The sequence below is a fragment of the Mesorhizobium sp. WSM4822 genome, from assembly GCF_055811155.1.
In genome coordinates, this window is the sequence record NZ_JBVVQM010000060.1 from 1 (window position 1) to 1,218 (window position 1,218).

At 57.4% G+C, this 1,218-nt stretch carries 1 pseudogene; it reads left to right on the top strand.

The features are described 5' to 3' along the window. Positions 1-20: 20 nt before the first annotated feature. Positions 21-1,218: pseudogene (locus AC0L3E_RS34505) on the top strand (hypothetical protein); the annotation flags it as partial.

Here is a 1,218-nt window from a genome sequence, read left to right on the forward strand (position 1 = left end):
AAGCGGGCTTTGAGCAGCACGTGGCCGAGCCGCGCCGAGCCGATCCGGCTCCTGTCGCGAGTGGCGCCCGTGCTACCCGCTATCCCCATCTGTCCGACGAACACCGGGACGTTATTGATAAGGCGATTGCCCACGCTGCGGTTCAGAAAAAATATAGCGAGAGCACGGTCCGAAATTACACGTCTGCACTTCGCCGATTGGCGAATGATCTCGGCGCTCGTGGCCAAGGGACCGATCTAAAAAATCACCAATCCCTGGTCGATCACGTCGATGGTTTCTTGCCGAAAGACGGTGATATAAAGACGGCGTTGAACGTCCTGCGTGCGTATCATGAGCCGCCAGCGCCGGTGCCCTCAAAGGCAGACGCGCACATCATAGAACAAGTGACCAGTGACAGCAGCTTGGCCCCAAGCAGCCGTGCCGAGTATGTTCGTACTCTTCGCAGATTTTCTGAGGCGCTTGAGAGTCAGAGCCTGACGATCTCTGGGCTGGATCATGATTCGCGGATCGACTTCGCCAAGAGGTTGTTTCCAGACAGCCGCAATCTCATCTTTGCGTTGCAACGGGTTCGCGATGCGGAGTCCGCCTCACCTGGCGCCCGTGCTACCGCCTATCCCCATCTGTCCGACGAACACCGGGACGTTATTGATAAGGCGATAGCCCACGCTGCGGCTCAGCAAAAATATAGCGAGAGCACGCTCCGAAGATACTCGTATTCACTTCGCCAGTTGGCGAATGATCTCGGCGCTCGTGGCCAAGCGTCTGATCTAAAAAATCACCAATCCTTGGTCGATCACGTCGATGCTTTCCTTCCGAAAAATAATGATATAAAGACGGCGTTGAACGTCCTCCGTGCGTTTCATGAGCCGGGCTATTCAGCGACCGGCCGGCGGCCGGACGCGCATATCTTAGAACAAGTGACCAGTGACAGCAGGTTGGCCTCGAGCAGCCGTGTTGTCTATGCTCGTAGTCTTCGCAGATTTTCTGAGGCGCTGGAGAGTCGGGGCCAGACGATCTCTGGGCTGGATCGCGATTCGCGGATCAAATTCGCCGAGACGTTGTTTCCAGGCAACCGCAATCTCCTCTCCGCGCTGCAACGGGTTCGCGATGCGGAGCCCCTGTCAGACGGGGGTCTCGAGACGGCCCGGAGGCTGTTCGATCAAGCTGATGAGTCGCCAACCAGTCCAGAGGAGGTTCTGCGACTGGAACAGGGGTTGA